This is a genomic window from Rhodoferax sp. GW821-FHT07F03 (genome assembly GCF_059418745.1).
In genome coordinates, this window is the sequence record NZ_JBWKQM010000005.1 from 238,761 (window position 1) to 265,582 (window position 26,822).

General features: G+C 60.3%; 32 protein-coding genes and 1 pseudogene. 12 read left to right on the forward strand and 21 right to left on the reverse strand.

Annotated elements, in window-relative coordinates; all coding sequences use genetic code 11:
* Positions 1-44: 44 nt before the first annotated feature.
* Positions 45-3,527, reverse strand: coding sequence for a transcription-repair coupling factor (mfd, locus tag AC07R0_RS09255; protein WP_495104578.1), 3,483 nt, complete (start codon positions 3,525-3,527; stop codon positions 45-47).
* Between the two features lie 82 nt (positions 3,528-3,609).
* Here mfd and ispD point away from each other — a divergent pair, with 82 nt between their 5' ends.
* Both ispD and ispF read left to right on the forward strand, forming a co-directional pair.
* Positions 3,610-4,344 (forward strand): 2-C-methyl-D-erythritol 4-phosphate cytidylyltransferase, encoded by a 735-nt coding sequence (gene ispD, locus AC07R0_RS09260; RefSeq protein ID WP_495104579.1) that lies wholly within the window; start codon positions 3,610-3,612, stop codon positions 4,342-4,344.
* On the forward strand, positions 4,344-4,817 hold the full coding sequence (ispF, locus tag AC07R0_RS09265) for a 2-C-methyl-D-erythritol 2,4-cyclodiphosphate synthase (RefSeq protein ID WP_495104580.1): 474 nt from the start codon (positions 4,344-4,346) through the stop codon (positions 4,815-4,817). The genes ispD and ispF overlap by 1 nt, the downstream gene beginning before the upstream one ends.
* On the opposite strand, the gene AC07R0_RS09270 is transcribed toward ispF, so the two are convergent.
* Positions 4,806-6,149, reverse strand: coding sequence for an ATP-binding protein (locus AC07R0_RS09270; RefSeq protein WP_495104671.1), 1,344 nt, complete (start codon positions 6,147-6,149; stop codon positions 4,806-4,808). The two genes, ispF and AC07R0_RS09270, sit on opposite strands and share 12 nt — an antisense overlap.
* A 129-nt stretch (positions 6,150-6,278) precedes the next feature.
* Entirely contained in the window at positions 6,279-7,010 is a 732-nt protein-coding gene (gene ompR / locus AC07R0_RS09275; protein WP_490594065.1) for an osmolarity response regulator transcription factor OmpR, read from the reverse strand.
* A 193-nt stretch (positions 7,011-7,203) separates the two neighbouring features.
* Here ompR and AC07R0_RS09280 point away from each other — a divergent pair, with 193 nt between their 5' ends.
* Together AC07R0_RS09280 and arfB are read left to right on the forward strand one after the other, a co-directional pair.
* A complete protein-coding gene (locus AC07R0_RS09280; RefSeq protein WP_495104581.1) occupies positions 7,204-7,935 on the forward strand; it encodes an SIMPL domain-containing protein in 732 nt (243 codons plus the stop codon).
* Positions 7,935-8,351, forward strand: a complete 417-nt coding sequence (gene arfB, locus AC07R0_RS09285; RefSeq protein ID WP_495104582.1) for an alternative ribosome rescue aminoacyl-tRNA hydrolase ArfB — start codon at positions 7,935-7,937, stop codon at positions 8,349-8,351. Before AC07R0_RS09280 ends, arfB begins: the two co-directional genes overlap by 1 nt.
* Positions 8,352-8,361: 10 nt before the next feature.
* Here arfB and AC07R0_RS09290 read toward each other — a convergent pair whose 3' ends face one another.
* From AC07R0_RS09290 to AC07R0_RS09305, 4 genes and pseudogenes are all read right to left on the reverse strand, one after another.
* Positions 8,362-9,159 carry a UDP-2,3-diacylglucosamine diphosphatase gene (locus tag AC07R0_RS09290; protein ID WP_495104583.1) on the reverse strand — a complete coding sequence of 266 codons (798 nt, stop codon included), beginning with the start codon at positions 9,157-9,159 and terminating at the stop codon, positions 8,362-8,364.
* Between the two features lie 7 nt (positions 9,160-9,166).
* Positions 9,167-9,673 (reverse strand): peptidylprolyl isomerase, encoded by a 507-nt coding sequence (locus AC07R0_RS09295; RefSeq protein WP_495076118.1) that lies wholly within the window; start codon positions 9,671-9,673, stop codon positions 9,167-9,169.
* A 71-nt stretch (positions 9,674-9,744) separates the two neighbouring features.
* Positions 9,745-10,325 (reverse strand): annotated as a pseudogene (locus tag AC07R0_RS09300) (peptidylprolyl isomerase).
* Positions 10,326-10,386: 61 nt separating this feature from the next.
* On the reverse strand, positions 10,387-10,929 hold the full coding sequence (locus AC07R0_RS09305; protein WP_495104584.1) for a tetratricopeptide repeat protein: 543 nt from the start codon (positions 10,927-10,929) through the stop codon (positions 10,387-10,389).
* Positions 10,930-11,120: 191 nt separating this feature from the next.
* Here AC07R0_RS09305 and cysS point away from each other — a divergent pair, with 191 nt between their 5' ends.
* The 3 genes from cysS (at position 11,121) to AC07R0_RS09320 (ending at position 14,270) form a co-directional block, all read left to right on the forward strand.
* Positions 11,121-12,497, forward strand: coding sequence for a cysteine--tRNA ligase (gene cysS, locus AC07R0_RS09310; RefSeq protein ID WP_495104585.1), 1,377 nt, complete (start codon positions 11,121-11,123; stop codon positions 12,495-12,497).
* Positions 12,498-12,545: 48 nt separating this feature from the next.
* Positions 12,546-13,214, forward strand: coding sequence for a DNA-3-methyladenine glycosylase family protein (locus AC07R0_RS09315; RefSeq protein ID WP_495076114.1), 669 nt, complete (start codon positions 12,546-12,548; stop codon positions 13,212-13,214).
* A gap of 78 nt (positions 13,215-13,292) precedes the next feature.
* Positions 13,293-14,270, forward strand: a complete 978-nt coding sequence (locus AC07R0_RS09320; protein ID WP_495076113.1) for an acetyl-CoA carboxylase carboxyltransferase subunit alpha — start codon at positions 13,293-13,295, stop codon at positions 14,268-14,270.
* A 64-nt stretch (positions 14,271-14,334) separates the two neighbouring features.
* On the opposite strand, the gene AC07R0_RS09325 is transcribed toward AC07R0_RS09320, so the two are convergent.
* Positions 14,335-15,750 carry a phospholipase D-like domain-containing protein gene (locus AC07R0_RS09325; protein WP_495104586.1) on the reverse strand — a complete coding sequence of 472 codons (1,416 nt, stop codon included), beginning with the start codon at positions 15,748-15,750 and terminating at the stop codon, positions 14,335-14,337.
* Between the two features lie 128 nt (positions 15,751-15,878).
* Here AC07R0_RS09325 and AC07R0_RS09330 point away from each other — a divergent pair, with 128 nt between their 5' ends.
* On the forward strand, positions 15,879-16,064 hold the full coding sequence (locus AC07R0_RS09330; protein WP_495076111.1) for a hypothetical protein: 186 nt from the start codon (positions 15,879-15,881) through the stop codon (positions 16,062-16,064).
* 23 nt (positions 16,065-16,087) lie between these two features.
* Here the strand turns inward: AC07R0_RS09330 and AC07R0_RS09335 are convergent, their stop codons facing one another.
* The 6 genes from AC07R0_RS09335 to AC07R0_RS09360 form a co-directional block, all read right to left on the reverse strand.
* A complete protein-coding gene (locus AC07R0_RS09335; RefSeq protein WP_495104587.1) occupies positions 16,088-16,357 on the reverse strand; it encodes a hypothetical protein in 270 nt (89 codons plus the stop codon).
* A gap of 70 nt (positions 16,358-16,427) precedes the next feature.
* Positions 16,428-17,192: an amino acid ABC transporter ATP-binding protein gene (locus AC07R0_RS09340; protein WP_495076109.1), complete on the reverse strand. Its 765-nt coding sequence runs from the start codon at positions 17,190-17,192 to the stop codon at positions 16,428-16,430.
* Entirely contained in the window at positions 17,176-17,829 is a 654-nt protein-coding gene (locus AC07R0_RS09345; protein ID WP_495076108.1) for an amino acid ABC transporter permease, read from the reverse strand. The genes AC07R0_RS09340 and AC07R0_RS09345 overlap by 17 nt, the downstream gene beginning before the upstream one ends.
* Before the next feature lie 18 nt (positions 17,830-17,847).
* Positions 17,848-18,519 (reverse strand): amino acid ABC transporter permease, encoded by a 672-nt coding sequence (locus tag AC07R0_RS09350; RefSeq protein WP_495076107.1) that lies wholly within the window; start codon positions 18,517-18,519, stop codon positions 17,848-17,850.
* 96 nt (positions 18,520-18,615) lie between these two features.
* Entirely contained in the window at positions 18,616-19,407 is a 792-nt protein-coding gene (locus AC07R0_RS09355; protein ID WP_495104588.1) for a transporter substrate-binding domain-containing protein, read from the reverse strand.
* Positions 19,404-20,183, reverse strand: a complete 780-nt coding sequence (locus tag AC07R0_RS09360; RefSeq protein ID WP_495104589.1) for a GntR family transcriptional regulator — start codon at positions 20,181-20,183, stop codon at positions 19,404-19,406. The genes AC07R0_RS09355 and AC07R0_RS09360 overlap by 4 nt, the downstream gene beginning before the upstream one ends.
* 167 nt (positions 20,184-20,350) lie before the next feature.
* Between AC07R0_RS09360 and AC07R0_RS09365 the strand changes: the two genes are divergently transcribed.
* Positions 20,351-21,337, forward strand: coding sequence for a diguanylate cyclase domain-containing protein (locus AC07R0_RS09365; protein ID WP_495104590.1), 987 nt, complete (start codon positions 20,351-20,353; stop codon positions 21,335-21,337).
* Here AC07R0_RS09365 and AC07R0_RS09370 read toward each other — a convergent pair.
* The 7 genes from AC07R0_RS09370 to AC07R0_RS09400 form a co-directional block, all read right to left on the reverse strand.
* Positions 21,334-21,696 carry a PilZ domain-containing protein gene (locus tag AC07R0_RS09370; RefSeq protein ID WP_495076103.1) on the reverse strand — a complete coding sequence of 121 codons (363 nt, stop codon included), beginning with the start codon at positions 21,694-21,696 and terminating at the stop codon, positions 21,334-21,336. The genes AC07R0_RS09365 and AC07R0_RS09370 overlap by 4 nt on opposite strands.
* A 38-nt stretch (positions 21,697-21,734) precedes the next feature.
* The gene (locus AC07R0_RS09375; RefSeq protein ID WP_495096745.1) at positions 21,735-21,974 is read right to left on the reverse strand and encodes an HNH endonuclease; all 240 of its coding nucleotides are present in this window, start codon (positions 21,972-21,974) and stop codon (positions 21,735-21,737) included.
* A gap of 115 nt (positions 21,975-22,089) precedes the next feature.
* Positions 22,090-22,536, reverse strand: a complete 447-nt coding sequence (locus tag AC07R0_RS09380) for a hypothetical protein (RefSeq protein ID WP_495104591.1) — start codon at positions 22,534-22,536, stop codon at positions 22,090-22,092.
* A gap of 173 nt (positions 22,537-22,709) precedes the next feature.
* Entirely contained in the window at positions 22,710-23,963 is a 1,254-nt protein-coding gene (locus tag AC07R0_RS09385; protein WP_495104592.1) for a hypothetical protein, read from the reverse strand.
* 10 nt (positions 23,964-23,973) lie between these two features.
* Positions 23,974-24,723 (reverse strand): hypothetical protein, encoded by a 750-nt coding sequence (locus tag AC07R0_RS09390; protein ID WP_495076099.1) that lies wholly within the window; start codon positions 24,721-24,723, stop codon positions 23,974-23,976.
* Positions 24,724-24,763: 40 nt separating this feature from the next.
* Complete coding sequence (locus AC07R0_RS09395) at positions 24,764-25,294, reverse strand: hypothetical protein (protein WP_495104593.1); 531 nt, start codon at positions 25,292-25,294, stop codon at positions 24,764-24,766.
* Positions 25,291-25,569: a DnaJ domain-containing protein gene (locus tag AC07R0_RS09400; protein ID WP_495076097.1), complete on the reverse strand. Its 279-nt coding sequence runs from the start codon at positions 25,567-25,569 to the stop codon at positions 25,291-25,293. The genes AC07R0_RS09395 and AC07R0_RS09400 overlap by 4 nt, the downstream gene beginning before the upstream one ends.
* Positions 25,570-25,998: 429 nt before the next feature.
* Between AC07R0_RS09400 and AC07R0_RS09405 the strand changes: the two genes are divergently transcribed.
* The 3 genes from AC07R0_RS09405 to AC07R0_RS09415 all read left to right on the forward strand — a co-directional run bounded on the left by AC07R0_RS09405 (position 25,999) and on the right by AC07R0_RS09415 (position 26,821).
* Entirely contained in the window at positions 25,999-26,229 is a 231-nt protein-coding gene (locus tag AC07R0_RS09405) for a hypothetical protein (RefSeq protein WP_490594091.1), read from the forward strand.
* Positions 26,230-26,314: 85 nt separating this feature from the next.
* Positions 26,315-26,482 (forward strand): hypothetical protein, encoded by a 168-nt coding sequence (locus AC07R0_RS09410; RefSeq protein ID WP_490594092.1) that lies wholly within the window; start codon positions 26,315-26,317, stop codon positions 26,480-26,482.
* Between the two features lie 99 nt (positions 26,483-26,581).
* The gene (locus AC07R0_RS09415) at positions 26,582-26,821 is read left to right on the forward strand and encodes a hypothetical protein (RefSeq protein ID WP_495076096.1); all 240 of its coding nucleotides are present in this window, start codon (positions 26,582-26,584) and stop codon (positions 26,819-26,821) included.
* Position 26,822 lies beyond the last annotated feature (1 nt).

Consider the following 26,822-nt stretch of genomic DNA (forward strand, 5'->3'; position numbering starts at 1 on the left):
TTGATTATCTCGGCTTCTGGTCGCTTTTATATGTGACGCATGACCTAAGAAGCGACTGCTTCCACCTGGATGGGCTGCCCCAGGCTACGCAACACATCTCGCACCATCTGCGCGCGGTCTTTGGGCTCTGGCAGTTCGCGTTCAATGCGCAGCTTTTCGTTGCCGGCCAGCTTGATGTGCTTGTTCTTCTGGATCAGGTCGATGATGCGCATCGGCTCAATCGGCGGATTGGTCTTAAAGGTGATGTTGATCACGCCGGGCGCCGCATCCACCTTGACTACGCCATAGGGCCGTGCCAGCACCCGCAGGCGGTGGCCGTCGATCAGGGTCTGCGCCTGGGCGGGCAGCTTGCCGAAGCGGTCGACGATTTCTTCCAGCAGTGCGTCGATCTGGTCGGTGGTCTTGGCCGTGGCCAGCTTTTTGTAGAAGCTGAGCCGCAGGTGCACATCGCCGCAGTAGTCGTTCGGCAGCAGGGCCGGGGCGTGCAGGTTGATTTCCGTCGTGACGCTGAGCGGGCTCAGCAGATCGGGCTCGATGCCGGCCTTCAGGCAGCGCACGGCTTCGTTCAGCATCTCGTTGTACAGCTGGAAGCCGACTTCCAGCATATTGCCGCTCTGGTTTTCGCCCAGCACCTCGCCGGCGCCGCGGATTTCCAGATCGTGCATCGCCAGGTAGAAGCCAGAGCCCAGCTCTTCCATCTTCTGGATCGCGTCCAGGCGCTGGCTGGCCTGTTTGGTGAGGCCTTCCAGATCCGGCACCATCAGATAGGCATAAGCCTGGTGGTGGCTGCGGCCGACGCGACCGCGCAGCTGGTGCAGCTGGGCCAGGCCGAACTTGTCGGCCCGGGCCATGACGATGGTGTTGGCGCTGGGCACGTCGATACCGGTCTCGATAATCGTTGAGCACAGCAGCAGGTTGAAACGCTGGGCCACGAAGTCGCGCATCACGGATTCCAGCTGGCGCTCGGGCATCTGGCCGTGGGCCACGGCGATGCGGGCCTCGGGCAGCAGCTCTTCGAGCTTTTGCCGGCGGTTCTCAATGGTCTCGACTTCGTTGTGCAGAAAGTAGACCTGGCCGCCGCGCTTCAGCTCACGTAGCACCGCCTCGCGGATCACGCCATTGCTCTCGGAGCGCACAAAGGTCTTGATAGCCAGCCGGCGCTGGGGCGCGGTGGCGATCACGCTCAGGTCACGCAGGCCTTCGAGCGCCATGCCCAGGGTGCGCGGGATTGGCGTGGCGGTCAGGGTCAGCACGTCGATTTCCGCCCGCAGCGCTTTCATCTGCTCTTTGTGGCGCACGCCAAAGCGGTGCTCCTCGTCGATGATCAGCAGGCCCAGGTTCGCGAACTTGGTCGATTCACTCAATAGCTTATGCGTGCCCACCACAATATCCACGCCACCTTCTGCTATGCCTTTGAGAGCGGCAGTGATTTCCTTGCCCGAGCGGAAGCGCGATACCTCGGCCACCTTGACCGGCCATTTGGCGAAGCGGTCCACCAGGGTCTGGTAGTGCTGCTCGGCCAGCAGGGTGGTGGGCGCCAGCAGCGCTACCTGCTTGCCGCCGGTGATGGCGATGAAGGCGGCGCGCAAGGCCACCTCGGTCTTGCCGAAGCCGACATCGCCGCAGACCAGACGGTCCATGGGGCGTGGGCTGATCATGTCCTGGATGACGGCATGGATCGCTGCCTTCTGGTCCGGCGTTTCTTCGAATCCGAAGTCGTTGGCAAACACCTCGTAGTCGTTGGGCGAATAGCGGAACGCATGGCCTTCGCGGGCCGCGCGGCGGGCGTAGATGTTCAGCAGCTCGGCGGCCGAATCGCGTACCTGTTCGGCGGCCTTGCGCTTGGCCTTTTCCCACTGGCCCGAGCCGAGGCGGTGCAGCGGCGCCTCGTCGGCGCTGACGCCGGTGTAGCGGCTGATGTGCTGCAGCTGGCTGACCGGCACATACAGCGTGGCCTTGTCGGCATACTCCAGGAACAAAAATTCCTGCAACACCGGCGTGCCATCGACATTCTTGCCCTGGCCCAGGTCCAGGTGCACCAGGCCTTTGTAGCGACCGATGCCATGGGCTGAGTGGACCACCGGGTCGCCCAGGCTCAGCTCGCTCAGGTCCTTGATCAGCGCTTCGACGTCACTGACCTGTTCTTGCTTCTTGCGGCGGCGCGTGGTCGGGCCGGCGGCGAATAGCTCGGTCTCGGTGACGAAGTCGATGGCCTCGGCCAGCCAGCTGAAGCCGTTGTTCAGTGCGGCGGTGGCGATGCCGACTTTTTCGCTGCTGGTCTGGAAGTCTTCCAGCGAGTCAAAGGCCGGCGGGTTCACCTGGCTGGCGCGCAGCAGGTCCAGCAGGCTTTCGCGCCGGCCATTGCTTTCGGCCAGCAGCAGCACGCGGTGCGGCGTGCGCTGGATGTGCATCTTCAGCTGGGTCAGCGGGTCTTCGGCGCCGCGCGCCACCGACAGCACCGGCAGGGCTTCGAAGCCGGTGTCGCTGCTGCTTTCCACCGTGCGCAGCGCCAGCTGGGCGTGCTGGTTGGTCAGCGCGTAGAACTGCTCGGTGCCCAGGAACAGCGCCTCGGGCGGCAGGGCGGGGCGGTCGATATCGCCTTGCACCAGGCGGTAGCGCTCTTTGGTGTCCTGCCAGAAGCGCAGGATTGATGGCTCCAGGTCCCCGTGCAACACGACAGTGGCGTCGGCGCCTATGTAGTCGAACACGGTGGCTGTGTCTTCAAAGAATAGCGGAAGGTAGTACTCGATGCCGGCGGTGGCCACGCCATTGCCCATGTCCTTGTAGATGCGGCTCTTCGTTGGGTCGCCGTCCAGCAGTTCGCGCCAGCGGCTGCGGAACTTGGTGCGGGCGTCATCGTCCATCGGGAACTCACGGCCCGGCAGCAGACGTACTTCAGGCACAGGGTACAAGCTGCGCTGGCTGTCCGGGTCGAAAGTGCGGATGCTGTCGATCTCGTCATCGAACAGATCCACGCGGTAGGGCACGGCGCTGCCCATGGGGAACAGATCGATCAGGCCGCCGCGCACTGCGTACTCCCCGGGGCTGACCACCTGGGTTACATGGCTGTAGCCGGCCAGGGTCAGCTGGGCTTTCAACTTGGCTTCGTTCAGCTTCTGCTTGGTCTTGAACTGGAAGGTGTAGCCGGCCATAAAGCTGGGCGGCGCCAGCCGGTAAAGCGCTGTGGTGGCCGGAACTATGACCACGTCGGCGCCTGTGTCCTTGTCGCGCTGGCTGATGCGCCACAGCGTTGCTAGGCGCTCGCTGATCAGATCCTGGTGCGGTGAAAACGTGTCGTAAGGCAGGGTTTCCCAGTCGGGGAACATCGCGCAGCGCAGGCTGGGCGCAAAGAAGACGATTTCTTCCATCAGCCGCTGGGCGTCACTGGCGTCGGAGGTGAAGATCGCCGTCAGCGCACCCTTGGCTTTTTCCCGCAGGGCCAGTTGGGCCAGCAACACCGCGTCGGCCGAGCCTTGAGGGCGGGGCAGGGTATAGCGTTTGCCGGGGGTGAGTTTGGGGAGGTCCATGGGCTGCAGTAGGCTTTGATTCTGGAATGCAAAAACACCCCCCGGCGCGAGGGCGGGGGGTGTGGATGAGACTGATTTTAGAATGCAGGCAATGTCTACCGATACCCTACCTGCAGTACCCCGTTTTTTTGTCCTGATTCCTTGTGCTGGTGTGGGTAGCCGAGCCCTTGTAGCCGGTGCCGCGCCAACCCCTAAGCAGTACCAGCTTGTTGCTGGCCAGCCTATGGTGATGCACACCCTGGCTGCCTTTGCCAGCGTGCCACGGATTACCGACGTGCTGGTGGTGGTGGCGATGGGGGACGACTTTTTTGAGCACCAAAGTTCAACTTGTGTGGTGTCTGATTGCGGTGGTGCGACCCGGGCCGAATCGGTTTTCAATGGCTTGCACGATCTGTTTGAGCAAGGCGCTCAAGGCCATGACTGGGTGCTGGTACACGACGCTGCGCGCTGCCTCATCACTCCGGCGCAAATCGATGCACTCATAGATGCCTGTGAAGCGGATGCTGTGGGTGGCTTGCTGGCGCACAAGCTGGCCGACACACTGAAAAGCGAAGATCAGGGCCGTGTGGCAGGCACCTTGCCGCGCAACGACAAATGGTTGGCCCAAACCCCGCAGATGTTTCGCATTGGCATGTTGTCGCAGGCGCTGCAGTCTGCAGGGGCCGAGGTGACGGACGAGTCCAGCGCCATCGAGGCCATGGGCTTGGCACCCAAACTGGTGCCGGGCAGTGCCCAGAATTTCAAGGTAACGTATCCTGACGACTTTGCGCTGGCTGAGGTTGTGCTGCTCAGTCGTTTATCTTCCAGGAGTTTTTAATGCAGTTTCGGATCGGAGAGGGCTGGGACGTCCACGCCCTGGTAGCTGGGCGTAAGCTGATATTGGGTGGCGTTGAAATCCCCCACACCATGGGGCTGCTGGGCCATTCGGATGCAGATGCCTTGCTGCATGCCATCACCGATGCGGTACTGGGCGCCGCTGCGCTGGGCGACATCGGCACACATTTTTCAGATACCGACCCGCAATTCAAAGGTGCCGATTCATTGGTGCTGCTGGTCGATGCTGTGCGCCGTGTGCAGGCCAAGGGCTATAGGATTGGCAATATCGACAGCACCATCATTGCCCAGGCACCGAAGATGATGCCGCACATTCCAGCCATGCGTGAACGCATTGCTGCAGCGCTCGGGCTGGAATTGGATCAGATCAATATCAAGGCCAAAACAGCCGAGAAGATGGGGCCTGTGGGCCTGGGGCAGAGTATCGAGGCGCGGGCGGTCGTACTACTGTACTGAGGACAACCGGGGTTTGTTGGACCTTTGCATCTTGATGTGGGCTGCCAGACCACCCGACGAGCTATTGGCCAATTCAAACTCCCCACCCATGCGCTGTATGGCTTTGTCCACAATCGACAAGCCCAGGCCGGCTCCCGTGGCTGCCGTGCGGGCCGCATCACCTCGGAAGAAGGGTTTTAGTAGATTGTCCAATTGCTCAGGGTTGACGCCCTGGCCGTGGTCGCGCACTTTCAACAGTACCCAGTCATCCCGTGATTTGGCGGCAATGTCCACTTCGGCAATGCCGGAGCTCTCGGATTTGCCATAGCGGCGCGCGTTCTCCAGCAGGTTGGAGATCACACGCGTCAGCTCCACCTCGTCGGCCAGCACCATCAAAGCCTCATCCACATTGAGATTGATGCGCATATCCTCGTATTCGCGCACGGCATACAGGCTGGACTCGATCACCGCATTCAGCGACACCGTTTTGAGCTCCACATGGTCTGGCCGCGCGTAGTCCAGGAATTTATCGATGATGGCATCCAGTTGCTCGATGTCGGCCACCATGTGTTCACGGGCATCGTAGTCGCCCACACTCATTTCGGTTTCCAGGCGCAGTCGTGCCAGCGGCGTGCGCAGATCATGCGATATGCCGGCTAGCATGACCACGCGGTCCTGTTCAATCTTGGCCAGCTTTTGCGCCATGCGGTTGAATCCAATATTCACCTCGCGGATTTCACCGGTCACGCCGCGCTCATCCAGGTGGCTGGCGTCAAAGTCACCTTCACGCACGCGGCTGGTGGCGAACGACAACTGCTTCAACGGGCGGTTGATGAGGCGGGCAATCAGGGCGGCACCAGCCAAGGATAGGCCGCCGATGGTCAGCAGCCAGATCAGCCAGGTCTTGTTGCTGGCGGGATTGAAGCGTTCACGGTCCAGCTGCAACCAGTTGGGGTCGCCATTGATTTGAAAGCCAATCCACAGCCCTTCCACCCCGTTGACGCTACGGGCGACAACAGTCGTCGGGCCAAGCAGGTTTTTGAGTTCTTGCGCGATGCGCTCGCTCAGGCTGTCGTGGTCAAAGGGTTGAAACTGGTCGGTCGGCTCACGCGGCAGGATGCGCAAGCCCTCTTGTTCGGCCATGGCCTTGATCAACGAGACCCGCGCTATCGGGTCGGTATGCAGCAGCGCTGCGCGGCTGAGGTTAACTTGCGAGGCGATCTGCTGCGCTGCCTGGATGGCACGCGGTGCGAAGTCGAGCGCCCGCAGTGTCATCAGCCAAGCAAGCATGCTGCCCATGAGCAGCGCCGCCAATAAAAAGAAGGTACGCCAGAACAGGCTGACGACGACCATCTGGCGCGACAGATGTGACTTCTTATTACGCGCCTCCAGCGGTGCAGGAGCACTGGCGTCGATCTGGTTGGACCCGCCAGCGCGGTAGCTGGAAGACTGGCCGGTCAGCGGAGCTTTTCTCAAAATGGATTAACCCGCACCATCGGGTACGAATACATAGCCCACGCCCCAGACCGTCTGGATGAAGCGGGGTGCTGCAGCATCTACCTCCACCAATTTGCGCAGGCGTGATACCTGCACGTCCAAGCTGCGATCGAAAGGCTCGAATTCGCGGCCACGGGCCAGCAATGCCAGTTTTTCGCGTGACAGTGGCTGGCGCGGGTGGCGAACCAGCGCTTTGAGCATGGCGAATTCACCGGTGGTCAGGGGGAGTTCTTCACCGTTGCGGTTCAAGGTGCGGGAGCCCAGGTCGAACGCAAACGGGCCGAAATTGATGATTTCGTTGTCTATCGATGGTGCTCCGGGTGCTTCCTTGGTCGGGCGACGGCGCAATACAGCATGGATGCGGGCCAGCAGCTCACGCGGGTTGAAGGGCTTACCCAGGTAGTCGTCTGCGCCTACTTCCAGGCCTACGATACGGTCAATGTCTTCGCCCTTGGCGGTCAACATGATGATGGGTGTGCGGTCATTGCTGGCGCGCAGGCGACGGCAAATGCTCAAACCGTCTTCGCCGGGCATCATCAAATCCAGCACAATCAAATCGGCCGTGTCGCGCAACATGATGCGACTTAATGCTTTGCCGTCTTCGGCCAGCATGACTTCAAAGCCTTCTTGCACCAAGTAGCGGCGCAGCAAATCGCGAATTCGGGAGTCGTCATCGACAACCAAGATCTTGTCGGGTCGGCTGGCAGTCTGGTTCATAGTCCGTGTACTGTAAATATGTAACAAGGGGGGATTCTGCAGTGTGTAACAACGGAAAATCCTGGATAACGGTGGCTTCTGACAGACTGTTACAACTTTTGCAGGCCCTTAGCGGCCTGGTTTTGTAGCATTTTCACCAAAAATGGGATGTGCTTTTCGGCCCGATTTTCGATATCCACACCCCAAGGAAACAATGCAAAAAACCCCATTAATTGCTACTAAATTTATAGCTGTAGGCCTATTTTTAATATGCGCGCGCCCGGTATTTCCCCAGGAGTCAACGAGTGTTGCCCCGCTACACAATGTGGTGCAGTTATCTGCCAGTGGTGCAGTGGAAGTTCAGCAGGACTGGCTGACCGTTGTGTTGGCAACCAGCCGCGACGGTGCGGACGCCGTTGTTTTGCAAAATCAGCTGAAAGTGGCCCTGGATAGTGCATTGGTCGAGGCCAAGAAATATGCCCAAGCCGGCCAACTGGACTTGCACACGGGCAATTTCAGTTTGTCGCCGCGCTATGGCAAGGACGGCAAAATCCAGGGATGGGTGGGCACAACCGAGTTGGTGCTGGAAGGACGAGACTTCAGCCGCATCGCCAGCACTGCCGGCAAGATCAATACTTTGACTATGTCGAATGTGGCTTTCAGCCTCAGCCGCAGCCAGCGAGCACAAGTCGAGGGCGATGCGCAATTGCTCGCCATTGAGCAGTTCAAATCCAAAGCCCGGGACATTGCCAAGGGTTTTGGTTTTAGCGGCTACAGCTTGCGCGAGGTTTCTGTGAACACCAATGACACCGGTCCCACACCCCGTATGCGTCCCATGGCCATGAGTGCCAAATTGATGGAGTCCGATATGCCAGTGCCAACCGAGGCCGGCCGCAGCACCGTGCAGGTGACGGTGTCAGGTGCCGTCCAACTGACGGGGCCGTGATGCATTTCCGTCCCCTGGCCATCGATCCAGCGGAGGTCGAAATCACGGCTGTCCGTGCCCAGGGGGCAGGCGGGCAGAACGTCAACAAGGTGTCGAGTGCGGTACATCTGCGCTTTGACGTGCGGGCGTCCTCCTTGCCGGAGGATGTTAAGGAGCGCCTGCTGGCATTGCGGGATGCCCGCATCACCCAGTTGGGGGTGGTGGTGATCAAAGCCCAGCAGCACCGAAGTCAGGAGCAGAACCGGGTCGACGGCCTGCAACGCCTGCAGTCCCTGGTGGAATCCGTGGCATTAGCCCCCCGCGTACGTCGAGCGACCAAGCCTACCTACGGCTCGCAGCAACGCCGGCTAGAGGGCAAGGGGCTGCGTTCCAGTACCAAGGCACTGCGCGGCAAGATCCGTGATGGATCGTTGTAGCCAACAGGTTCTAAGCGATCTGGATGCGTACCAGGCCGTTGAATGAAATACGCAAGGCATCGCCACGCGGGGGTGTGGCGTCGGCGTCCCAGTCGCTAAGCACCCAGCGCTCCAGGTCTGTGCTCAGCGCATGTTGCGCCGGCCGGTGGGTATGGCCGTGTACTAACACCCGGGCGCGTGCCGCAGCCAGCCATTGGCAGGCTGCCGGGCCATCCACGTCGGCATTGACCACGCCGCTATGTTTGCGGTTTTCGCTCTGGCTGCGGATGTTGCGGGCGATTTGCTGGCGTTGCGCCAGAGGCTGTGCCAGAAAATTGCTCTGCCAGGCGGGGCTACGCACCATTGCTCGGAACTGTAGGTAATCCACATCGTCCAGGCACAAGGCATCGCCATGGCTAAGTAGCCAGCGTTGCCCGGCGAACTGCAAGACCGTAGGGTCGTCCAGCAGGGTCAGCTGGCAGGCATCGGCAGCCCGCTGCCCGAACAGAAAGTCCCGGTTGCCGTGCATGAAGAAAATCGGACGCTGTTGGGACGCTGTTTGTAGCACCTGTAGGCAGGTCGCATCAAACCCTGTTGGATCGGCGTCCACACCGTCGTCACCCACCCATACTTCAAACAAGTCACCCAGAATGAAGACGGCATCGGCCGTGGTGCTTGCCATATAGCGTTGCCACGCAGCAAAGGTGGCCGGCTCAGCGGCCTGCAAATGCAGGTCTGAAATGCAATCGACCGTGCGCCAGTGGGCAGGAGCTAGCAGCTCGGCCACTGGAGGCACGGTCGAGGCTGGCGCGATGGAGGTCGGCGCCATGCAGTCCTTACAGCGCGACGGCTTTTTCGATGACCACGTCTTCCACGGGCACATCGCCGTGGCCGCCGCGGTTACCTGTCTTCACTGCCTTGATGCCGTCCACAACTTCCGTGCCGGACACGACCTTGCCGAACACGGCATAGCCCCAGCCGGAGCTGGAGATTGCGGTGTGGTTCAGGAAGCCGTTGTTGGCCACGTTGATGAAGAACTGGGCCGTAGCCGAATGCGGATCGCTGGTGCGGGCCATGGCAACGGTGTAGTTGTCATTCTTCAAGCCGTTATTGGCTTCGTTGTCGATAGGGGCGTCCGTACCCTTTTGCTTCATGCCGGGCTCGAAGCCTCCGCCCTGGACCATGAAGCCAGGAATCACGCGGTGGAACACGGTGTTGTTGTAGTGGCCCTTGGCCACATAGGCCAGGAAGTTAGCGACCGACTTGGGAGCCTTTTCCTGGTCCAGTTCAAGGGTGATGACGCCGCGGTTGGCGATGTGGAGTTCGACTTTGGGGTTGCTCATGGCAGGTTTTCCTTATGGAGGTTGAAAGCGCTTTCGTGATCCCGGGGCGCCTGGCAACCCGGGCGGGAAAGTTAGAGAGGAGTGGCAGTGCGGATGCTGATGGTGGTCACGGGAACGTCCTGGAACGGCCCCTTGCTGGCGGTAGCGCTGGTGCGGATCTTGTCAATCACGTCCATACCCGACACCACTTTGCCAAACACTGCATAACCGTAGCCGTCCGGCTGGGGGCGTTCAGGTTGCTATTGTCTTTGACATTGATGAAAAACTGGGCGGTGGCCGAGTTGGGGTTGCCGGTACGCGCCATGGCAATCGTGCCACGGTCATTCTTCAGCCCGTTATTGGCCTCCAGCGGAATGGGCGGGCGGGTTGGCTTTTGCTGCAAGTCGGGGGTAAAGCCGCCGCCCTGGACCATAAAGCCGTCGATCACACGGTGGAAGATGGTGCCGTCGTAATGTTTGTCTTGCACGTATTGCAGGAAGTTCGCCACGGTCTTGGGTGCTTTGTCGGGGTAGACCTCGACCACGAAGTCGCCGACGGAGGTGGCAAATTTGACCCGGGGCGCGTCGGCGGAAAATGCGGGAGCGGCGAGGGCACAAGCCCAGATGGCACCGGCAGTCAGCCAGGCGCGCTTGGAAGTAGAAAAAGCCATCATGTAGAAATGCTATGCAAAAAGGGCGCTGCAGCCTCATGAGACTGCAGCCGTGAACGCAGAGTTACTTTGCTTTGGGGGCGGCAGCGGGTGTCAGCACATCTTTCAGCAAAGCGACTTTTTTGGAGGCTTGCGGATTGTTGGCATTCAGCTGCAGCGACTTGCTATAGGACAGGCTCGCCAGCTTGGCGTAGATATCGCCCAGATTTTCATGGGCGGTGGCGTAGTTCGGGTTGATGCGGACCGCCATTTCCAGGGCTGTACGGGCCTTGTCGAAATCGTTCTGTCCGGCGTACAGCACGGCCAGATTGTTATAGGGTTCGGGCAGTTCGGGGAACTCCTGGGTGAGCTCCGTCAGGGTGGTGATTGCATCCGCGGGGTGGCCTGCTGCGCTTTGCACCGAAGACTTCAAGAAGCGCATTTGCGGGTCCCGTGGCTTGACAGCCAGGTACAGGTCTACTTTGGCCTGTGCCTCTGTCAGTTTGCCGGTGCGTAGCAACTGGTTCACATCGCTGTAGTCATCCGCGTAAGCTGCCGAAGTCGCCACCAGGGCGCCAACAGCCAGCACGCGTAGCACAGTAGAAAAACGGAACTTTGGGTGCAGCATAGGGCCTCTTGAAAAGCATGCGAAGACAGGCCCAAACGAGGGCTATATACTCGGAAGATTGTAGCCCAGGGGTTTCGCAATAACGGACCCGCCCCCACCCAGGCGCGGATTTCAAGCTGCCTCCCTTGTCCAGTGTTACCCAGTGAAAAGCCCGCAGGACCACCATGCGTCCTGCGCCAACCCTAGATTCCATGAGTTTGCGCATATACAACACGCTTTCGCGTGCCACGGAAGAGTTTTCGCCGATCGAGCCAGGCCATGTGCGCATGTATGTATGCGGCATGACGATTTACGATCTGTGCCACATCGGCCATGCCCGCATGATGATGGCGTTTGACGTTGTGCAGCGTTGGTTGAAGGCTAGCGGCTTGCGCGTGACCTACGTGCGCAACATCACCGATATCGACGACAAGATCATCGCCCGTGCAGTGCAGCGCGGCATCACCATCCGTGCCCTGACCGACGAGATGACCCTGGCCATGCACCAGGACATCAGCCTGCTGGGCATAGAGCCGCCCAGCATCGAGCCGCGTGCAACGGAATACGTGCCGCAGATGCTCAACCTGATCGGCATGCTGGAGCAGAAAGGCCTGGCCTACCGCACGCCGCAAGGCGATGTGAACTACGCCGTGCGCAAATTTCCGGGCTACGGCAAGTTGTCCGGCAAGTCGTTGGACGAACTGCATGCAGGTGAACGCGTGGCGGTACTGGACGGCAAGGAAGATCCCCTGGACTTCGTCCTATGGAAAGCCGCCAAACCCACCGAGCCCACCGACGCCAAATGGGACAGCGACTTCGGCCCCGGCCGCCCCGGCTGGCATATTGAATGCTCGGCCATGTCCTGCCAGACCCTGGGTGAAAGCTTCGACATCCACGGTGGTGGTGCCGATCTGCAGTTTCCGCACCACGAGAATGAAATCGCCCAGAGCGAAGGCGCGTCGGGCAAGCCCTTGGCTCGCTTCTGGGTGCACAACGGTTTTGTCCGGGTGGACAACGAGAAGATGTCCAAGAGCCTGGGCAACTTCTTCACCATCCGCGACGTGCTGCAGAAGTACGACGCTGAAACCCTGCGTTTCTTCCTGGTGCGTACCCATTACCGCAGCCCGCTGAATTACAGCGATGCCCATCTGGACGACGCACGCACCGCTCTGAAACGCCTGTACACCGCACTCAGCCTGGTCGAACCCGAAGTGCCGGCACAGATGGACTGGACCCAGCCGTTTGCTGCCCGTTTCCAGGCCGCCATGGACGAAGACTTTGGCACGCCGGAAGCCCTGGCCGTGCTGTTTGACCTGGCATCCGACGTGAATCGCAGTCAGTCGCCAGCGCAGGCCGGCCTCTTGAAGGCCCTGGGTGCAACCCTGGGTTTGCTGCAAGGCAGCGCCAAGGCCTTTTTGCAGGCTGGTGCCGGTCTGGACGATGTCGCCATCAAGGCGCTGATTGTCCAGCGCGCGGAGGCCAAGGCCGCCCGCAACTTTGCCGAAGCCGACCGTATTCGCCAGGAGCTACTGGCCCAGGGCATTGCCCTCAAGGACTCCGCCAGCGGCACGACCTGGGAGGCAGCGTAGTGCTTTTTTTGCGAATGATTTGGCCCGCTGGCGCAAGTGGAATGTGCGATGGCTGCTACTAAAAAGATAGTAAAAGACAGCCCCACCGTATTCACCCCGGCCTACTGGGCAGATGCCCGCAAGCATCTGGTGAAAAAAGACCGGGTGATGAAGCGCTTGATTCCCCAGTTTGGCGATGTCTGCCTGGAAACCCGGGGCGATGCCTTCACCACATTGGCGCGCAGCGTCGTGGGCCAGCAGATATCGGTCAAGGCGGCACAAACGGTGTGGGGCAAGTTTGTCAAACTACCTGAGCAGATGGTTCCGCAGAGCGTGCTCAAGCTCAAGGTGGACGATATGCGCGCCGCCGGCCTGAGCGCGCGCAAGGTGGAATACCTGGTGGACCTGGCCCTGCATTTCGATGCCGGCAAGCTGCATGTCCAGGCCTGGGAGGATATGGACGACGAGGCCATCATTGCCGAGCTGGTGGCCATACGCGGCATCGGCCGCTGGACGGCCGAGATGTTCCTGATCTTCCACATGATGCGGCCGAACGTGCTGCCGCTGGACGATGTGGGGCTGATCAGCGGCATCAGCCAGAATTATTTTTCGGGCGACCCCGTCAGCCGCAGTGACGCACGCGAAGTGGCTGCCGCCTGGGCACCTTACTGCAGCGTGGCAACTTGGTATATTTGGCGGTCTTTGGCCCCGGTGCCTGCTGCGGACGCGGCGAAATAAACACCTACTAGCTTTCAGGACTGGGGCGCGATGCACCTCCAGTCCTGAAAGTTATCTCACTACCTTAGGAGAATGACCTTGGCAAAAAGAACATTTCTGGATTTCGAGCAACCGATTTCCGACCTCGAAACCAAGATCGAAGAGCTGCGCTATGTGCAGACCGAGTCTGCCGTGGATATTTCGGAAGAAATCGACCAGCTCAGCAAAAAGAGCCAACAACTCACCAAAGACATTTACAGCAACCTCACGCCCTGGCAGATCACCAAGATCGCCCGTCACGCCGAGCGTCCCTACACGCTGGACTATGTCAACGAAATCTTCACCGACTTCGTCGAGATGCACGGCGACCGCCACTTCGCCGATGACCTGAGCATCGTGGGCGGCCTGGCGCGCTTCAACGGTACGGCTTGCATGGTGATTGGTCACCAAAAGGGCCGCGACACCAAGGAGCGTGGCCTGCGCAACTTTGGTATGACCAAGCCCGAGGGCTACCGCAAGGCGCTGCGTCTGATGAAGACCGCCGAGAAATTCAAGCTGCCGGTGTTCACCTTTGTGGATACTCCCGGTGCCTACCCCGGCATTGACGCGGAAGAGCGCGGCCAGTCCGAAGCCATTGGCCGCAATATCTACGAGATGGCGCAGTTGGAAGTGCCCATCATCACCACCATCATCGGCGAAGGCGGCTCTGGCGGCGCGCTGGCTATCTCGGTGGGCGACCAGGTGGTGATGCTGCAGTACTCCATCTATTCCGTCATCAGCCCTGAAGGTTGTGCCTCCATCCTGTGGAAGACCTCTGAGAAAGCCGGTGATGCAGCCGACGCCCTGGGTATTACCGCGCACCGCCTCAAGGCCCTGGGCCTGGTGGACAAGATCGTGAACGAGCCCGTGGGTGGCGCCCACCGTGACCACAAGCAGATGGCCGCCTTCCTCAAGCGCGCCTTGAACGATGCGTACCGCCAGGTCAGTGATCTCAAGGTCAAGGAACTGCTGGACCGCCGTTACGACCGCCTGCAAAGTTACGGCCGCTTCACCGATACCAAGGCCGAAAGTAAATAAGCAAGCAAGCCGCGATTACCTGCATGCATGCCCTGGTGGACCTGTTCACCAGGGCATTTGTCCTTTAGAGCTGAAAAGCTACCCAGCGCACCGCCGCTTCCAGTAGTTCGCGCGCCAGGCCGGGAGCGCGTGGTTTGTAGGGTTTGGTATTGGCCAGCTGGTGTTCGATCCATTGGGCGAAGGTCTGCACCACGGGCGCATCGTAAAAGGCCACCATCAGTTCGTAATTGAGGAACAGGCTGCGCTCGTCCAGATTGGAAGAACCCACCAGTGCCATGTCCTCATCGATGAGCACGGCCTTGGCGTGCACCATATGCGGCGATAGCCATATGTGAGCCCCTGATGCAGCGAGCTCGCGAAGCGCGGCGTGGCGCGCAATATCGGCCAAACGGTGGTTGGAATGGGCGGGTATCAGCAGGGTCACGGTCACGCCGCGTCGGGCTGCCAGGGCCATGGCCACGAGCAAGGTCGAGTCGGGCACGAAATAGGGCGTTACGGCCAGTATGCGGCTTTTGGCTGTGAAGCAGGCCGACACCAGCAGCGTATAGACCGTGTCCTCGGTCTGGTCCGGACCACTGGGCACCAGGCGGGCCCGTGAGCCCGTAGTGTGGGCGAGGCCTGTTGCGGGTGGCGGTGCGGCTTCGGTCACGCCAGTGATGGCGAAGTTCCAATCTCTGTCGAAGCGTTGTTGCGCCTGCTGCGCCAGGTCGCCGCGCAGATCAAAACTAAGGTCTATCCAGACCGGTTTGCTGCGGAAGGTCTGGGTCGACCTGGTGTCGCCCTCAAAGTACTCGGCTGCCAGATTGCGCCCGCCGCACCACAACCATTGCCCGTCGGCTAGCACCATCTTGCGGTGGTTGCGCAGATTGGTACGACCGCGCAAGGGGGAGCGCAACGGCGGTACGAACAAGGCCACCTGAACACCTGCAGCGCGCAGCTTGTTCAGCTTGACGGGGCCACCCAGATAGCGCCCTATGCCGTCTAGTAGCAGCCGTACCTGGATGCCTTCACGGGCGCGCCGCACCAGCAATTCGCAGATCTCATCGCCCAGCACATCCTTGCCCAAAACGAAGGTGCAGATGTCCAGGCGCTGGTGCGCGCCGTGGATGCCCATCCGAAGGGCATCCAATGCCTGGCTGCCATGCGCGTGCACGGCCAACTGGCTAAACGAGGCCGCGTCACCCAGGCTCAGTGCCCTGGCCAGCCGCTCGGCCTCGGCGGGCGGGGCATTGTGGCTGGATGGGGTTGTAGGCGGCCTTCTCAGGCGCTTGGGACTGACAACTTTTCGGCTGCCAAATACCAGATACAGCGGCAAGGCCACATAGGGCAGAAGCACCAGGGAGACTACCCAGGCGATACCCGCGGACGGATGGCGGCGTTGTTTCAGCGCGTGTGAGCCTGCAGCGTAAATGCCCAGGCCCAGCAGGACGATCAGGCCGTGCAGGGTAATCCAGTGGCGAGCGAATATGTCGTGGAGCACAGCTTGTGTAAGACCGGTTTCAGGCCAGGTAAAGACGCTACAAAGTTATACACAGTCTAGTGCGTACCCGGTTGCAATCCCGCGCAAACAGGTTTGCAATAGCCCATGGCTACGTGAAAGGAGACGATATGCGAACCGAACTTCTGCAACCCGCTGCCACCATCGTCGCAGCACTGATCAATAAGGAGGCCGACCGCAGCTCCACGGGCCACCGCCTAAGCTGCCAGGAGCTGCTGGTCGCCACCTACCGCAAACTCGAAGCCGCGGTGGAGCAGATAGAACAGGAAGACAGCAACAAACACCGGCGTGAGTAGCCGGTAGGAACCGGGCCGATGGCCTAAAGCTGCCGGCCCGCCTTGTCCAGCCACATCTGCAGGCTGTCGTGCAGGTCGGTGTGGCTGAACGAGCAGCTTTCTTCACTGAACAGGGCGCTGGATTCCAGCCGATCCAGCAGGCCCAACAACACCTCGCCGTAGCGCGGGGGCAGGGCGGCCAGCAAGTCCGGGCATTGCCGTGCAGATTGACTGAACGCGTGGACGTCCAGGCTTGCATTGCGCAAGGCGTCCAGGCTTTGTTGCAAGCCGGCAAGTTCAGTGCGTGCGCTCATCGATTTGAATAAAAAGTGGCCCTGGCGCAGATTCTATCTGCGCGAGTAGCTATCAAATATATAGCGCGCGTCAGTCATGCAGTGAGGACAGGAACTGTTTCAGCTCTGGCGTTTGCGGGTTGCCGAACAGCTCATTGGGTGGCCCCATCTCGTGTACACGGCCCTGGTGCATGAAAATCACGCGGTCGCTGACCTTGCGGGCAAAGCTCATTTCGTGGGTCACCATCAGCAGGGTCATGCCCTCGTCGGCCAGGCTTTCCACTACGCGCAGAACCTCGCCCACCAGCTCGGGGTCGAGAGCGGAGGTGATTTCATCGCATAGCAGCACAGCCGGCTCCATGGCCAGAGCCCGGGCAATTGCCACGCGCTGCTGCTGGCCGCCAGAGAGCTGGTCGGGCCAGGCGTCGAACTTCTCGGCCAGGCCTACGCGGGCCAGCAGCTTGCGGGCCTGCTCCATTCCGGGTGCTTCGGCCTGCTGCTTCACCAGGCGGGGAGCCAGCATCACGTTCTTGCCGACCGTGAGGTGGGGGAACAGATTGAAGCCCTGGAAGATCATGCCCACGCGCTGGCGCAGTGCACGCATGGCCAGAGCGTTGTCATGCAGCAGGGGCTTGCTGTCTACGGTGAGCGAGCCGCTCTGGAATTCCTCCAGCCCGTTGATGCAGCGCAGCAGTGTGCTTTTGCCTGAGCCGCTTTTGCCGATGATGGCTATCACCTCGCCGGGCTGGACTTGCAGGTCGATGCCCTTGAGCACCTCGTTGCTGCCAAAGGATTTACGCAGGCCCTTGATTTCGACGATCGCGGGTGCGGACACGGGTTTAGCGACGGGCTGCATGCAGCTTCCTTTCAAGCATCTTGGCGTACAAACTGACGGGGAAACACAAAATGAAATACAGCAGAGCCACGCAGCTGTAGACCACAAAGGGTTTGAAAGTGGCGTTGGTGATCATGGTGCCGGCCTTGGTCAGCTCGATGAAGCCGATCACCGAGGCCAAGGCCGTACCCTTGATGACCTGCACCAGGAAACCCACAGTCGGGGCGATGGCGATCTTCACCGCCTGGGGTAGCACCACGTAGCGCAGGCGTTCACCAAAACTCAAGGCCAGGCTGGCTGACGCTTCCCACTGCCCCTTGGGGATGGAGGCCACGCAGCCACGCCAGATTTCGGTCAGAAAGGCGCTGGTGTACAGCGTCAATGCGGTGGCGGCAGCCACCCAGGCGCTGGTATTGACGCCAAACAAGGCAATGCCAAAGTAGGCCAGGAAAAGCTGCATCAGCAGCGGCGTGCCCTGGAACACCTGTACATAGGCGCCTACGGCCTTATCGACGCCTTTGACCTGGCTGAGCCGGGCCACCAGCAGCAGTGCGCCGACGATACCGCCGCCGATGAAGGCCATTAGCGAAAGCCCCACCGTCCAACGCGCAGCCAGCAGCAGGTTGCGAAAAATATCCCAAACGGAAAAATCAACCATGGTGCAAATCCTTGGGGGTTAGCGGCCAAACACGAAGCGTGGGCCCAGCCAATTCAGCAGCTTGCGCATGGACACCGACAGCGCCAGGTAGATGGCGGTGGCGATGATGAAGGCTTCGAACGCGCGGAAATTGCGGCTCTGAATTAGGTTGGCGGCGTAGCTCAGTTCTTCGGTGGAAATCTGTCCGCACACCGCCGAGCCCAGCATGACGATGATGATCTGGCTGACCATGGCCGGCCAGACCTTTTTCAGGGCAGGCGGCAGCACCACCCGGGTAAAGATCTGCAGGCGCGACAAGGCCAGGCTCATGGCCGCTTCGATTTGCCCCTTGGGTGTGGCGTCGATGCCGGCGCGGATGATTTCCGTGGCGTAGGCGCCCAGGTTGATCACCATGGCCAGCACCGAAGCCACCTGGGGCGATAGCTTGAAGCCCAGCGCGGGCAAGCCGAAAAAGATGAAGAACAGTTGCACGATGAAAGGCGTGTTGCGGATCAGCTCCACATAGGCTCCCACCAGCCATTTGAGGGCCAGCGGCGCGGGTGCATTCTGGCTGCGCACCCAGGCGCAGGCGATGCCAACCACGGCGCCAATCAGCGTGGCCAGCAGCGTCAGCAGCAGCGTCCAGCCCACGCCCTTGAGCAGCAGCGGCCACTGCTCCAGCACGGCAATAAAGTCAAATTGGATGCGCATGGGCTGCCTCCGAGGATGGTGTTGGCTGGGGTCGCGCGCCTCAAAGGCGCGCGGAATGGACGATGGGCTTGCCCCACATAAGGCGGGGCGGCCTATTTACTGCGGCAGATCGCCAGCGGGGCGGCCCAACCAGCGCACGGCCATCTTGTCGATGTCGCCGGATTTCTTGGCGTCGGCGATGATTTCATTCACCTTCAGGCGCAGCTTGTCTTCCCCCTTGGCCACGCCGATGAAGTTGGGAGAGTCTTTCAACAGCAGCTTGTATTCGGTGCCCAGCTGCGGGTTCTTGGCCATCAGGTTGCCGGCTACCGAGGCGCCCGTGGCAATCACCTGCACCTGGCCGGAGACGAAGGATGAGACGGTGACGTTGTTGTCTTCGAAGCGCTTGATGTCTGTACCAGCTGGGGCCAGCTTGGTCAGCTCCTGGTCTTCGATGGCACCACGGGTTACGCCGACGCTCTTGCCGTTCAGGTCGGCAAAGCTCTTGATGGCCAGGGATTTGGGTGCGAACACGGCCTGGAAGAAGGGCGAGTAGGCGGACGTGAAGTCGATCACTTTTTCACGCTCTGGGTTTTTGCCCAGGGTGGAGATCACCAGGTCAGCCTTTTTGGATTGCAGGTAGGCGATGCGGTTGGCGCTGGTAACGGGTGCGAGTTCGATGGCCACGCCCAGCTTGGCGGCAATGTAGTTGGCCATGTCCACGTCCAGGCCCTGGGGTTTGAGGTCGGTGCCGACAAAGCCGTAGGGAGGGAAGTCGGTGGGAATGGCGATGGTGATCTTCTTAGCCTTCATCACGTCGTCCAGCGCCGTTTGGGCGTGGGCACCCAGGCTGGACAGCAGGGCGATGGTGGCAAGGCCCAATTGGAAATGGCGGCGAGAGGTGGTCATAGCAAAGCTCCTAGGTAGGTGGATGGGTCTTCGGTGGGGTTCGCAGGTTTTTTGCGAGTTTTCAATGATCTTGTATGCAAGACTTGTGCCTCAGCGGCGAGGGCCGGCTTGCCTACCGGCGCCAGGGCGTCGCGCAACTGTGCCAACGGGTCGGCATTCACGGGCAGCTTCAGCGCATGTTGAACGCTGCCGATGTGGGCTGCCATCAGGGCCTCGGCACGGACAATATCGCCTTTCTCCAGGGCGCCAACGATCTGTACATGGTCCTCGCAGGACTGGGTTGCGTTGTGCGACGACTGGTACAGCATGGCGATCAAGGTCGTGCGCGCGGTGTAGTCGCGCAGGGTGTCGGCCAATAGCGTATTGCCCAGGCATTCGGCCAGGCAGACGTGAAAGTCGCCCAGCAAGAAGCTGCGCGTGCCAATGTCATTCCCCTCCACGGCCGCCTGCTCTTGCTTGAGGTGCTGTTTAAGTCGTTTCAGTGCAGGTTTTTCAATGCCTTGCAGGCTGCGAATCAACCCGGTTTCGATGACGCGGCGGGCTTCAAAGGCTTCACGCGCTTCTTCTTGCGAAGGCTCAATCACATACCAGCCACGGCGCGCGCTGACGGTGACGATGCCGCGTGCGGCCAGGTGGGTCAGCGCCTCGCGCACGATGGTACGACTGCAATCGAACAGCATGGCCAAAGGTTGCTCGCCCAAGCGGGAGCCAGGGGCCAGCTTTTGCGCCATCACGGCTTCGATAATGCGTTTGCTGATGTCGGATGCGGTGCTCATGGCTGCATATCATGCAGCATTTGTGCCAACTGGTATGCAAGATAAGTGCACCCATTTGGTGTGCCCTACCTATTTAATCCGTGCTTGGACGGGGCTATCTTGGTGCCAACGGTGTTGGCGTGGGATTTGCGATAGTTCTAAGATGGTGTTTTATTGAAAGGCCCACCATGTCGTTGCTGTATTACGGTAGCGCGCTGCTTTTGCTGTGCGCCTGTGGTGCTTGGGCTTTGTACGGGCTGCACAGTAGGCAGGTTGAGGGGCTGCGTTTGCGCTTTAATGCGGTGGCACGCAGCTCCGCGGACGCCATCTGTTTGGAGGATGCCCAGGGTGTGGTGCAGTACTGGAGCCCGGGTGCGGTAGTGATGTTCGGTTATACCGCCAAGCAGATGTTGGGACAGCGCAGTCAGATTCTGGTGCCCGTGGACCGCCTGGAAGAAGAAGAACAGCTGCGCAGCCATGTAACTGAATCGGTTCAAACCCTGGAAACCGTGCGCCTGCACCAGAACGGCAGCTTGATTCCGGTGGTCATTGCGGCGACCGCCATGCTGGACGCCCGCGGGCAGCTGGTGGGCTTGTCCAGGGTGGTGCGTGACACTTCGATGCAAAAGCTGGCGACCGACTTGGTGCGCACCATGTCGATGAACGACGCCTTGACCGGCCTGCCCAACCTCAGCCTGCTGCGTGACCGCCTATGGCGCGCCCAGTTGCACAGCAACCGGCAGCGCAGTTTCTTTGCTGTGCTGTATGTGGACCTGGACCAGTTCAAGCAGGTCAACGACAAGCACGGGCACGCCATTGGCGACAAGCTGCTGGTCGAGGTAGCCGTGCGCATGATGGCGGCCATACGCCAGAACGATACAGTGGCTCGTCTGGGGGGCAATGAGTTCGTAGTGCTTCTGGAAGATCTGGGTGCCGAGGAGGTGTTTGCGGTAAATCACGTCAATGCCGTGGCAGACAAGGTGCTGGATCTGCTGGACCGCGACTATCTGCTGGGCGACTTGCGTCTGCGTTGCACGGCCAGCATCGGTATCCATTTGCTGCAGGGTGGCAATGGCAGCGTGGACCAGATCATCAAGGCCGCGAACACGGCCATGCGGGTGTCGCGCCAGGGGCGCCAGTCGGTGGCGCTAGGCGTTTTTCGGGGAAAGGTTTAAGACAGCATCAAGGCCTTGAACTCGCGGTCGAGCAATGCGGGGTCCGTCAGGTTCAGCTCTATCAGGCGACGCAGATGGGTCATGCTGTCCAGATCGATACTGCGACACATCAGGCCGATATCGTTGCCGTTGATATGCGCCACCTCGGTAGACATGGCGATATGCGCTTCGAGCTTGGCCAGCGGGATGCTGAGCTGGCTGAACATGCCTACCCGGATTTCGGCCGGAGCGGCCAGGCGTACCAAAGCACCCTTGAAGGACAGGTCCAGTACCTCTACCTGATGGCGGGCCATTGGCGTGGTCAGAAATGCCGGGGCATCAAAAGACACGCGCATGAATTGGCGGCGCTCGTTGGACATAGTTGTCTCCTTAATCGGTCCGGTGATTTTGCGCCAAATCAGGCGCCGTCCAACGGGTTTGCGGGCTTTTTCGCGTGGCGCTGGTGGTTACAGTGGTCGTGGCTGATAGCCAGGTTTTCCTGGTGGCTGCTGCCACCCTCGCTCAGCGGCTGGATATGTTCCAAGGTAGCAGCCTCGGCTGCCACATGTTCGCCGCATACCCAGCAGGGTACCTGGCCGTGCAACTGGCGGGCCACAATGTTGTAGATTTTTATGCGGGTGTGACCAAGTCGGCTCATGCGGCGCCTGCGCTGGAATAAGTGGAAAAACGAATGCGGGCTGAAATGCCCGAGAATGCTATGCAGTTTATAGCGGCTGGTGCAGGTACTGCATGCGCTGGAGGCCGAAAAGACCTCAGGCCTGTAGATCGATGCCGCGGGGTGCGCCTTGTAAGCGCTGGAACACGTTCAGCGTTTTGGACAGGCTGTGCACGCTTTGCAGGTCGTTGCGGTTGCGCGCGTCGTCAATACCGATTTGCAAGCGGGCAATGATGTTGTTGGGTTGGTCGTAGATTGACGGGATCTTGCCGTGAAAATTGGTTTTGCTGGACGCTGTGGGCATGGTATCGGCCAGGGTGACGGTGTCTTCCTGGTCCAATTGACCCCTGCTGACCAGTTCACCCACGGTTTGACCCAGCTGGGAAGGGGTGATGCTGGTGAAGTCGTAGGTCGAGGATGCGTTATTGGAGCTGGTGCGGCTGGTTGATGCCGTATCGGTATAGGCGGCAGACAGCGCAGCAGCACCCGCCTTGCTGACCGGCGTTGCAGCGTACATATTGCCGCTTGCCCCCATAACCCTCATATACGCCTCCATTGAACTTGCCCTCAGTTTCAACGAAATACGCCCAACCAATTTCTGGATGAACGCCGGAAAACGCCCCTATTTTAACTTTCAGAGCGATGTAATCAACTATCAAAAATAATAGCGCTCTGCGCAAGCATCACTTGCGCGAGGCCAACAAAGCATGTTTGTTTTTAGGTCGGCTTGGCTGCTTTTGCAAGCTTGGGCGCGGCCTTGACCAGATTGCAATGCAATTTCAGTGCCGCCATGGCTTCCACCAGGCGGGTATCGCGCTCGTCCTTCAGGTCGCGTTCGGTCTCTGCGACAAAGTTCTGCCACAGCGTCTGGTAGTCGTTGTGGTTCTCGTGCGGCGCATATTCGCGGATGAAGTCAGTGGCCAGCTGGGGCTGGTAGCTGCCTTTGCGGATTTTGCGTACCAGGCTGGCGGCCGCCGTTTCGGTCAGCGTGGTCTTGCGCGCCACACCGGCGGCAATGCACAGGAAGAGGGTGATCAACGAGCTGTCGTCGGTATGCCGCTGGGTTAACTTCAGCCACTGGTCGGAGATGGCCCGGTCCAATTCGCTGACATCTTCCACGCCTTCGTCCAGCCAAAAATAGCGGCCCATGAAGTTCAGCGACTGGATAAACAGTTTGCGCGGCTTTACCGAGGCGTCCAGTACCTTTGGCAGATCCTGCTCCACCATAGACTCCAGCGTGGCCTGCAGTACCGGACGCAGGTGGGCAGGGGCATCCTTGGGCATGGCAAGGTCTACCGGTTTGCCGGCTTCGGCACGTTTGCGCAACAGATTCACCACGGTTTCGAACTGCGGCCAATTCGGCATCAAGCTGCGACCGGCTGCCAGGGACAGCAGGCTGGTGCGGATGACGGCCTCCGAGTCGGTATCGGCAGCCTGGAGCTCGCGTCGTGCCACGCCCAATTTCTGGGCCAGCCAAAAGGCTGCGTCTAGGCGGGTCTGGATGGCTTCGCGCTTGGCCAGTTCCTGCTGGTATTCGGGCAAGGTCTTCAGCGTCCATTTGGCCAGCACCGGGATCATTTCGTCGCGGAAGCCGCCGCTATCGATCATGCTGAAGTGGGTGTTGTCCGGCATGGACAGCAAGCCCTTGAGCATGTCGGAGCCAGCCTTGGAGCGCGACAGAAAGGAGTTCTCCCGCAGCAGCTCGGCCGCTTGGCGCAGGTCGCCGGCGCAGTCCTGCTCCAGATGCAGGCTGACCAGGTTGACCATGCGCTCACGCGACTTTTCCAGCTCCGGCCGCAGAAACTCAGTGCCAAAGTAGCGCGCGATCTGCACCATGCCCTTGGGCGCATCGTTGCGGATGGACTCAAGCTTGGCGTCGTCGATCAGTCCGTTCTGCAGGCCAAAGCGCAGCGCTTTCTCGAAGAAAGGCCGGTGGTCGTAGATCGAGATGCCGGCACTGGTTTCTTGCATGGTCATGGGCTTAGATCGCCGATTCTTCGTCGGGGTCCGCGGCTTTGCGCTGCGAGCCTTCGCCTTCGCCGTGGGTTTCGCGGAAGGGCGTGTGGCCGCCCTGGTGCAGGCTATCGTCTTCGTCTTCGGATTCTTCCTCGAAGGCCTTGACGCGGGCCCGCAGTATCACCATCACCTCGATCAGGATGTCAGGGCAGTCGTTGCGCAGCAGCCAAGTGAATTCCATCCAGTCGTGGTCGGCAATCTCGTCGCGGTCCACCTTGGCCTCGTTGTACATCTGCACGACCAGCTCGCCTTCGGACAGCACGGCGCCGGTGTCTTCCGATGCTTCGAAAGTACCGGTGCGCAAAAAGCTCTCCACCCGGCCCCAATGGTCGGCCAGGTAGTCGGCCAGGGCATCGCAACCACCTTCGCGTTCGCCGATGGCGCGCAGGAATTCAACCGGGTCGTTGTCATCCCGGAAGATGACCGAGTTCATCATGCCGCGCAGGTGGGCGTGGGTCAGGTCTTTGTACTGCTTCTCGATGACCACGGCGCGCGAGAACTGCTCGGGCGTGACCAGCAGGTTGATGACCGAGTCTTTGGACGGGTCGTACTCGCGTATCACCGCCAATAGGTCTTTGGGGGGCAGCTGGTCCAGCGCTAGTACCAGGGCCTGGTCGCCTTCTTCGTCGGCCAGTTCCACCAGGGCGGATTCGGCGCCAACGATGTCTCCGGCCAGGATCAGGCTTTGGGCTTTGACGATTGCGGGGTAATGCATGGGTACGGCCTTTACTCTTTACTCAACGGACTTATCTTGCTCACGCTTTGGGCGGCTTCGGGTCGAAGCCTTGCTCCTCCATCCAGGCGGCGCCGGCATCTTCGCGGTCGCGGGCGTCCTGCTCTTCGGGGTCGAAATCCTCTTCTTCATCCTCGGGCTCGTCCACGGCGGCGCCGCGGTCATCGGCTCGGGTGTACAGGTATTCCAGGCAGGCGGCGACGGCCAGGAAGCGCTCCCCGGTGGGCTCTTGCAGCACGCGTGCGGCCAGGGTCTTGGCCCAGGGGGCCAGTTGGATGGTTTGTGAGAGTTTTGCCCAGTCGGGAAACTCTTCAGGTTCTTGCGCGACCAGCAGGTCCATGGATTTGGTGTTGGAGAAGCTGAAGCCCTGGTGGAAGGCGGTGGCCAGCATTTCAGGGCTGTCGTCCATCATGTGGACCAGAAAGTCCACCTGGCTGCGCTTTTCCTTCAGGCGCTTTTCCAGCACGTTCTTGCCTTCGGAGTCGGACACCAGGTCGTCCATTTCCGCGTCGTAGGCGCGGGCGTGGTCGGCAAAGTAGCGGGAGAGTTTCATTTCAAGGCCTCGTTCAGGTAGTTGTGCCAGATGCTGCGGGCGGTATCCAGCGGGTCGTCCAGCAGGCCGCGGCGGCGGTTGTCGTCATACGTCTTGCGACGCTCCTCGTCGGACAGCACCTCGTAGGCGGTTTGCACCGCACGGAACAGCTGGGGCGCGTCGGGGGAGGCGTTGCGGTCCGGGTGGTACTGCGAGGCGCGCAGCCGAAAGGCTTTTTTGATCTCGGCCAGCGTGGCGGCACTGGACAGCCCTAGCGCAGCATAGTGGTCTTGCATGGTTTTTCTTCACAAAAAAAGACAGCCCACATGGCGGGCTGTTTTTACATCTCGGCGCAAGCGCGCGGATACAGGATTTTACCCGCTACAGAGCATGTGGGGGCCGGTGCAAGAATGCCAAGCCGTTTGCACGCGAAAAATGCTGTCGGTGCAGATAAATACTTCGCTGGGTGCTATCGAAAATGCAGCATTGGCGTCGCAGATCAGGAGGCCAGCTCAGGTGGTCTGCTTATGAACATATCCAGCCTGAAATGGAAGGCTGCAACCCGGCAGATGTCCCCAAAGTTGAGAATGAACAAGAGCCTGCTATATGCCCACACACACCCTTATTCCGAAGGAGGACATCATTCAGGAGGATAATGTAGCCTCCTGTGTGGCCTGCGTGCCGTATGACTATGCCTCAGGGCATCCCGATAAAAGGTTTTATCCATGGCGAAAGCTGAATCCAAAACTGCCATGCTGGCCGACGGACTGCGTTACAAGTCCAAGGCTTCCGGCTCGCCCTTTGCGGCTGCTGCGTCGTTTGGTGGCGCCACCATGTCGTGCTTTTTGTGCGGCAAGCACCGTACCCGTTCGCTGATGGGTACCCGCAAGGTGCTCGGCAAGTCCCAGGCTGTTTGCTCTCCATCGTGCCAAGCGATGGATGAAGCCGCCAGCTAAATCCAACACCTGACCCCTGTTACGGCAAACTGCATTCGCGGTTGTGGCCTAATTGCGGGTTAACCAACTTTAAATGGAGTAATTGATGGCTAAAGAACCCCGCACCGAAGCAGAGCGTCGCGCTTCCCCCAAGCCCACGCCACTGCCCGGCTACACCAACCCCGTCAGCCGCGGTCAAAAGCGCAGCCTGGAACGCGGTGTTGCAACACGTAGCAAGAAAAACCCTGGCAAGCGTCCACACAAGGGCGGTTAATCCATCCAGGTGGCAACAACGCCGCGTAGGCGGGCCTGTATGGGTCGCCTACGCGGCGTTGTTGTTTCCGGTCGATCAATTTCAAGCAAAATCAGCCCCATGGTCAAACACAAATCCGGTCCTAGCGAATGGGTGACGAAAATGCTGGCGCTGATCCGCAGCGGCAATGCGACGGCGGCAATTGCACAAATCAAGGCTGCGCACAGCGCCAAGGATGTGGCTCAGCTGCGCACGCAGCTGCAACTGCCTAATGCACCCGCGCGGCATCCCAACGTCGATACAGCGCTGGACGAGCAGGCTGTGGCATTGGCCAGCCCACGGCTGCACCGGGCGCCTTAAC